The sequence below is a fragment of the Sporanaerobacter acetigenes DSM 13106 genome, assembly GCF_900130025.1.
GTDB lineage: Bacteria > Bacillota > Clostridia > Tissierellales > Sporanaerobacteraceae > Sporanaerobacter > Sporanaerobacter acetigenes.
Genome location: NZ_FQXR01000029.1, coordinates 1 through 7,131 on the forward strand (window position 1 = coordinate 1; position 7,131 = coordinate 7,131).

5 protein-coding genes are annotated in these 7,131 nt (G+C 29.8%); all 5 read left to right on the top strand.

Annotated elements, in window-relative coordinates:
- Positions 1-1,334: FtsX-like permease family protein (locus BUA21_RS14825; protein WP_159429122.1), on the top strand; the 1,334-nt coding region annotated here is incomplete at its 5' end.
- Positions 1,335-1,348: 14 nt separating this feature from the next.
- Complete coding sequence (locus BUA21_RS14315) at positions 1,349-2,023, top strand: ABC transporter ATP-binding protein (protein ID WP_072745501.1); 675 nt, start codon at positions 1,349-1,351, stop codon at positions 2,021-2,023.
- A gap of 20 nt (positions 2,024-2,043) precedes the next feature.
- Complete coding sequence (locus BUA21_RS14320) at positions 2,044-3,867, top strand: ABC transporter ATP-binding protein (RefSeq protein ID WP_072745502.1); 1,824 nt, start codon at positions 2,044-2,046, stop codon at positions 3,865-3,867.
- A gap of 2 nt (positions 3,868-3,869) precedes the next feature.
- The gene (locus BUA21_RS14325) at positions 3,870-5,276 is read left to right on the top strand and encodes a S8/S53 family peptidase (RefSeq protein ID WP_072745503.1); all 1,407 of its coding nucleotides are present in this window, start codon (positions 3,870-3,872) and stop codon (positions 5,274-5,276) included.
- Positions 5,277-5,540: 264 nt separating this feature from the next.
- Positions 5,541-7,131: ABC transporter permease family protein (locus BUA21_RS14330; protein WP_143147183.1), on the top strand; the 1,591-nt coding region annotated here is incomplete at its 3' end.

Here is a 7,131-nt window from a genome sequence, read left to right on the forward strand (position 1 = left end):
ATGTCCTTTCATTTGACGATTCAAATATAAATATCAGTAAAGGAAAGACAGTCCTCAAAGGGTATGGTAAAAAACATATTTCTAGATCTATTGTAACTACGATTTTAATGGTAGTTGTAACGGGACTTTTGATTGGGACTCTTACATGGTTAATCAATGTAATAGAATCAAATCAGGTATTCATTGATAAAACCATATCTGAAACAACCATATATGGAGAGATAAAATATATTGGTGAAGCAAAATTTTCATATAAAGGATATATTTCTGAAGATATTTTAAATAAAATCTTAGAAACTGGTTTAGTTGAAGATTACTTTGGAGTTGTGGATAATGAGTATAGTGAGATAAATATTGACAGAAATGGAATTAAAGAAACCATTAAAAGAGAAAGCAATTTAGATTTAGCATATTACGAAAAATATACACAAATGACCACATTAGCATCTAATAAAGAACTAAACTCTGATAACGGAATTAAACTATCGGGGATAGAGGATCAAAGTATAATCGATAAGATCAACTCCTATACTCAAACACAAGATGAAATTCCAATTTTAGCCTCTACTGCAGCTATGGATACCTATAACTTAGAGATAGGACATAAAGTATCCTTAAAAGATGCAGGATCAAATTATCCCGATGTATATGGAACTATTGTCGGTACTTATGAAAGCTATGGATTCCCAACACATGATGCCTATTATGAACAACACCGAATTCCAAGTAGGACAGTATATCAAGAAACGTTTATCTTTCCAATAGATGCTGTTAGGTTAATTGAAAGAAACGGAATTAACTATGAAAGAATTGATTTATTATTTGATAAAGAGAAGAATGCAGAACTTTACGATAATAGGGAAGAGATATTGAATCGAATAGCTAAAACTACATCTGGTGATAGTACTGGATACAAACTGGTCCTTTATGATGATATACTGACCGAAACTATTGGACCATTGGAAAAAAATTTGGAATTACTAAGTATTATATATCCAATCATCTTAGTGTTATCATTGATAATCGCTGTAGTTTTACCCTATTTATTAATCCTTAGGAGAAGTGAGGAGTTGGCAATCATGAGAATCCTTGGAGTAAAAGAAGTGGAAGTAAAACGATACGTATTTACGGAGAACTTAATACTAATAATTATTGGAGAGGTAATAGCTATCGCAGTAATAAGTGCAGTAACCTTTAAATCTGGAGTATATCCAATATGGAAGTATCTCTTTGTCATAGTTGGGTACTTGTTAGCAAGTATTATAGGTGTTTTAGCAAGTTTAAAAAATGTGCTTTATAAAAAGCCATTAGAAATGCTACAGGTAAAGGAATAAAGGGAGGGAGTATATTGGTAAAGCTTGAGATGAAGAATTTATATTATAGATATAAAGGTGCAAATAAAGATGTACTTAAAGATATAAACTGTAGATTTGAAGGTGGAGAGTTGAATGCAATAGTAGGCCCTTCAGGTAGTGGTAAGACTACACTGCTTTCCATAATGGCAGGATTAGATAAACCGACCCAAGGGATTATAACTATAAATGATAAAGATTTAAAAGATTTAGATTTAGATGAATACAGAAGGGATTCTATATCAATGATTTTTCAAGCATTTCAATTGTTCCCCTTATTGACTGCTTTGGAAAATGTAAGCTTTCCTATGATATACAAGGGAATAGATAAGAATCAAGCAAGAGAAAAGAGTAAAAAAGTACTAGAATCTCTAGGTATAGACGGAGATAAGCAATCCAGGTATCCAGCAAAACTATCAGGAGGAGAACAACAAAGAGTTGCTATTGCTAGAACCCTTGCAACAGGTGCTAAGATAATACTTGCAGATGAGCCAACGGGCAATTTAGATGGAGAAAATAGTAAGAGAATCATTGAAATATTGCAAGAACTGGCACATAAACAAGATTTTTGTGTGATCATTGTTACTCATGATATGGAAATAGCAGAACAATCGGATAATGTATGGAGAATAAAGGATGGAATTATTGAGCAGGTTGAGCAGGTAAAATAGACAATTTGAGAGGTTTTATTATGCTTAAGAAAATAAAAGTGAGCAAATTTGTAAAAAACATAAAGGATTTTATAGAGGTCTTTTCTTGGTGTGTTAAGCTTTCTTGGAAGGTTTCTCATTTATATACAATATTGAGGGTATCAGCAGAATTGCTTAATCCATTATTAAATATTGCAGCTGTTTTTGTTTCGAGGCAGATAATTAATTATATATCTGCCTCTATAGGCAATTTTAATACTCGATATATATATAATCTTTTATTTCTGATGGCTTTAATAGCCTTATTAAAAGTAATAATGATAAAGGTTCAAATCTATTCTAGAATTGTCCATTCAGAACAATTAGACCAATGGATGACAAGAAATATGATAGAATTTTCCTTTGATGTGGATTTAGCATATTTAGATAATCCAAACTATCAAGATAAGATTACATCAGCAATGAGAGATGGTTCAATTCTGGTTCAAGCATTAGGTTCAAGTATATCTGCCATCAGTGCTATTATGTCATTTTTAATAGCATTTGTTATTCTTTCAAATGAGAATATTATTTATGCTTTAATAATGACAATGGCTGCATTGCCCTCTGGAATAGCTTTAAGATATTATACAGAGTCTCTTTATGGTTTAAGTTTAGGACAAATATCAAATAGGAGAAAGCTGTCGTATATTCAACAGATAGCTTTTAATAGGGATTTTAGCCAAGATGTGAGACTTTTTCAATCAAGTAAGATACTAAAAGATTCCTATGATAATCTATGGGGCAAACTATTTAGTCAGCGTAAGAAAATTTTAAAGAATCGCTCTAGGATAACTCTTATATTAGATTTCTTACCAGAGGTTGTTCTTGTTATTATAAGCGGTCATATAATTTTTAATATAGTGAATGGAAAATTAGTTATAGGGGACTACATATTTTTAAGTGGACTATTAGGACAATTATGGCATTCGACATCTAGCTTTATATCTTCTTCCATGGAAATAGTTGAAAATAAATTAAGGATGAATAATTATAAATCTCTTTTTAAATATACAAACAAAATCGAAGATAATGGTATATTAGAATTAAAAATTGTAGACAGTATTACTTTTAAGAATGTAAGTTTTGTCTATCCGCTTAGTGAAAAATATGCTTTGAAAGATATTAGTTTTCATATTAAGAATTCTGAGCATGTTGCATTTGTAGGATTAAATGGCTCAGGGAAATCTACTATTATAAAACTTTTACTTAGATTTTATGAACCAACCTCTGGAGAAATTTTGATAAATGGCATTAATATATCATCCTATACTATTACTTCTTTAAGAAGAAATTTTAGTGTTTATTTTCAAGATATGAATAATTTTGCCTTTACTATTAAAGAAAACTTTCATTTAACAAATCCCGATGTATTGATTAATGATGAAGATATAATTGAAGCTTTAGAGAAAAGTGATTTTATAGAGATTTTAAATTTAAATGAAGCAGGACTAGATGCATATATATCTAAATTTTTCACACCAAATGGTCTAATTCTATCAGGTGGACAAACTCAAAAATTAGCTTTAGCTAGGGTACTATATCGTAAGGATACTATTCTTATATTAGATGAAGTTTCTTCAAATTTAGATCCAAGAGCAGAGCATGAAATTTTCAATAAATTAGAGGATATAACTGAAAATAGGCTTACTTTATTTATTTCTCATAGATTATCTAATCTATCTTTAGCAGACAGGGTTATAGTTTTAGAAGATGGTAATGTTATTGAGGATGGTAAACCAGAACAATTGTTAAAGGATAATAAAAGATATGCTGAATTATTTAGATATCAGCAGAAAAAATATATGGTAGAAGGTGAAGCTTAATTATGAAAATAGCTGTAATGGATGAAGGGGTATTGCCTGTATTCAATAAAGAATTAAATATAATTGAAAACTTAATGGTCAGTAGTGAAAATTTAGTTATTAATACCAGTGATGATGTTCTAATTAGTACTGATCATGGTTTTAATGTATGTAAAATAATAAATAAATATGCTCCGGAAGCAGAGATTATAAGTATAAGAATTTCTAATTCCACTGAAGTGAATGCAAATATTAAGGCTCTAATTACTGCTTTTAAGTACTGTTTTGATAATAATATATCTATTATACATTTTAGTGGCGGTTCCGTAAATCTTAAGGATGATTATCTATTAAGAGATATTATAAAGGATATTATAAATAACGATCAAATTATCATTGCAGCCCATAGCAATAGTAAAGGTCTTTCATTTCCAGCTGTTTATCCCTATGTTTTTTCTGTTAGAGCCAGTGAGTTATTTAATGAGTATGAAGATAATTTATGCTGGGGGTATAATTTTGTTATGCCATCCAAGCATAGGATAAATATAAATGAAGATATAAATTATATTACTCAAAGTGCTAATAGTTACGCAGCACCAGTATTAACTGCTAAAATATATAATATGCTTAAATTTAAGAATAATAATAGTTGCATATTAGAAGGACTGGGAATATCCGACAAAATATTTTTATGTGAACATCCTATTTTTTTAGAAGATGTTACTATAATTAATATTGATAATGAGATTATCGTTGAGGAAATATTGCCATTTAAGGTCAGAAAAATATATAGTGATATAAGATTTAAAGCTGATACGAGGGATTATGTTTTTATTCCTAACAAAAATAAAGAATATACTATTGAGAAATTTAGTAGTTTTTTAGAACTACTGCCTAAAAAAGAAGATAGAATTCGTATAGTTTATTTGGGAACCATAGATAAGGAAATTAAGGAGATAATTACATCTTATAAATTTGATTTTTGGTTTATACCAAATGATGAAATTTATCCAATAGATGTACCGAATACAGTTTTAAATAATTTTGCGACTATATACTTTCAAGGCAATAAAGAAGTTGTTTATTACATAATGGCAGGACTAAGAGATGCCTTTCTTGAGGATGGCTATAATTGTTTTTCCATTTCAAATTACATAGATGCTACTTTATATTATATATATTATTTCAAAGATATAGGCAAATCCTACAGAAGAAAACAATTAGAATATATTTTAGAGCCTGATGTGGAACTAGTATATTCTAAAGACGAATCATTTAAAGAAATAGAGGATTCAATGACAATTGAAGTTACAAAGGATGATGATATTATCAAACTAAAGATTAGCACTTTAGATATGAATGAAGAATTAAATATATGTGGCAAAGTAGATTTTAAAATACTATTAGATAAAATTGTAGATATGGTATAACACAGTTCACATCTATTGATATGTTACCAAAAATGTCCTAGATAGAGTATTATAAAGAGTATCATACAAGATACGATGGTATATATGATAATAATGTTCCTTCTGTAGACCGATCATATATGTAATAACGTGACATAATGACTAAATTCATACATTGCTTTTATTCAGCTTAGATGAAAAATCTAAGCTGAGACTATTTTTTTATTGATCCTTTATATAAGGATTAATAAGTGTTAGAATTTATTTTACTGGAGGTGAATTAGCGTGAAAAATCCAATATTGAAATCCATCATTAGACGTCCAATCAAATTTGTCTTGCTTATTTTAATACTTTCATTAGTTTCCGGTGCTTTTATTATGAATTTTACCTCATATAGCCTAGTTAGTAAAGAAGTTGAGTCTGCAAAAGGAGCGTATAATAGTATTGGATATCTGCAGATGGACTTATCAGATGGAAGCGACGGCAATGTGTATGAGATAAGAGAGCTGCTCAAAGATGATCCAATGATTGCTTATGAAGACTGTAGAATATGGTCGTTAGGAGTTAGTGATAATCTATTAAATGCAGCCAACAAATATCTTGAGGATGATTTTTTAAATGAACATCCAGGAATGGATTTTTTTGCTTATGATCTATTCGTTATAGTAAGACCTGAAAATATACGAACTAGAAACTACGTCAAGGATAAGTATGATGGGGTGACCTTGGAAGGTCGCGTGCAAAAACTAATTGCTGGATATCCAGATTGGATCTATATGCCAGATAGCGAAGAAATGTTTGAAGACGGATTCTTTAGTCTTATAGCACAAAAATATGAAAATAGTAGTAAAGCAGACGGCATATTGAAATTAATTCCATATATAAATGATGCCGTCCTTGATGAGTTATATGGACTTGAAATTGGAGCTGATTATCTTTTTAGATGTGAGCCAATGTCTTATGATGCTTCACGTATGGAAAGGCCGGATTCATATATGTTAAAACCATTATACGATGGAGGACCTTTATATGAGAAAATTGATAATATTGATGAGTTCAATTTAGAGGGCCCTAAATGGCAAAAAATGAGAGAGGATATAGAGCTTTTAGATATGAATACCAGAGCATTTAGCATCATTGCAACTAAAAACATGGAAACTCACCCCTATACCCAAGGAAATCTAGAGGGATATACTTTGTTTGATGGAAGATGGATCAACTATGATGATTATAAGAACAATAATAAAGTTTGTGTAGTTGGAAAAAATTTATTTAAAGCACGAGAATTAAAATTAGGAGATAAAATTTCCCTTCAATATATGGAATCTGAAATCCCAGTGCTTTTAGTGACTGAAAAAGACAGAAAAGAATGGAAGAACTATCATAAAAGTGATGTTATAGAATACGAAATAGTAGGCGTTTGTAATCACTATCTTTCAGGTAAAGATATATATGTACCTACAAGTACAGTACCTGAAGAATTTCTAAACTTTCATATTGATAATGGAAAACCATATTTATATGGACAAAATTATAGTTTTGTATTGAAGAATCCTGCTGAACAATCACAGTTCATTGAAAAATATGGAGATAGTATTAAAGAAGCTGGGTTTGAACTTCAATTCATAGAGAATAATGCTGAAACATTTTGGATATCTGCGGATAAGGTTCTAAATAATCTTAAAATAAATATTCTATTATACGGGATTTTATTGATATTTGCAATGCTATTTATTATATATATGTATATAGAGATCTATAAGAAAAATTATGCCATTGAAAGAATCCTAGGTTTTACGCATAAATCTGCCTCTAGGCATCTGTTGATGCCATTATATATTTTTGCTGCGATGGGAATAGGATTATCATATTATT

What these genes read in the sequence shown, in the direction of transcription:
- BUA21_RS14320 (WP_072745502.1), top strand. Translation starts at nt 2,044, where the DNA reads ATGCTTAAGAAAATAAAAGTGAGCAAATTTGTAAAAAACATAAAGGAT.
- BUA21_RS14325 (WP_072745503.1), top strand. Translation starts at nt 3,870, where the DNA reads ATGAAAATAGCTGTAATGGATGAAGGGGTATTGCCTGTATTCAATAAA.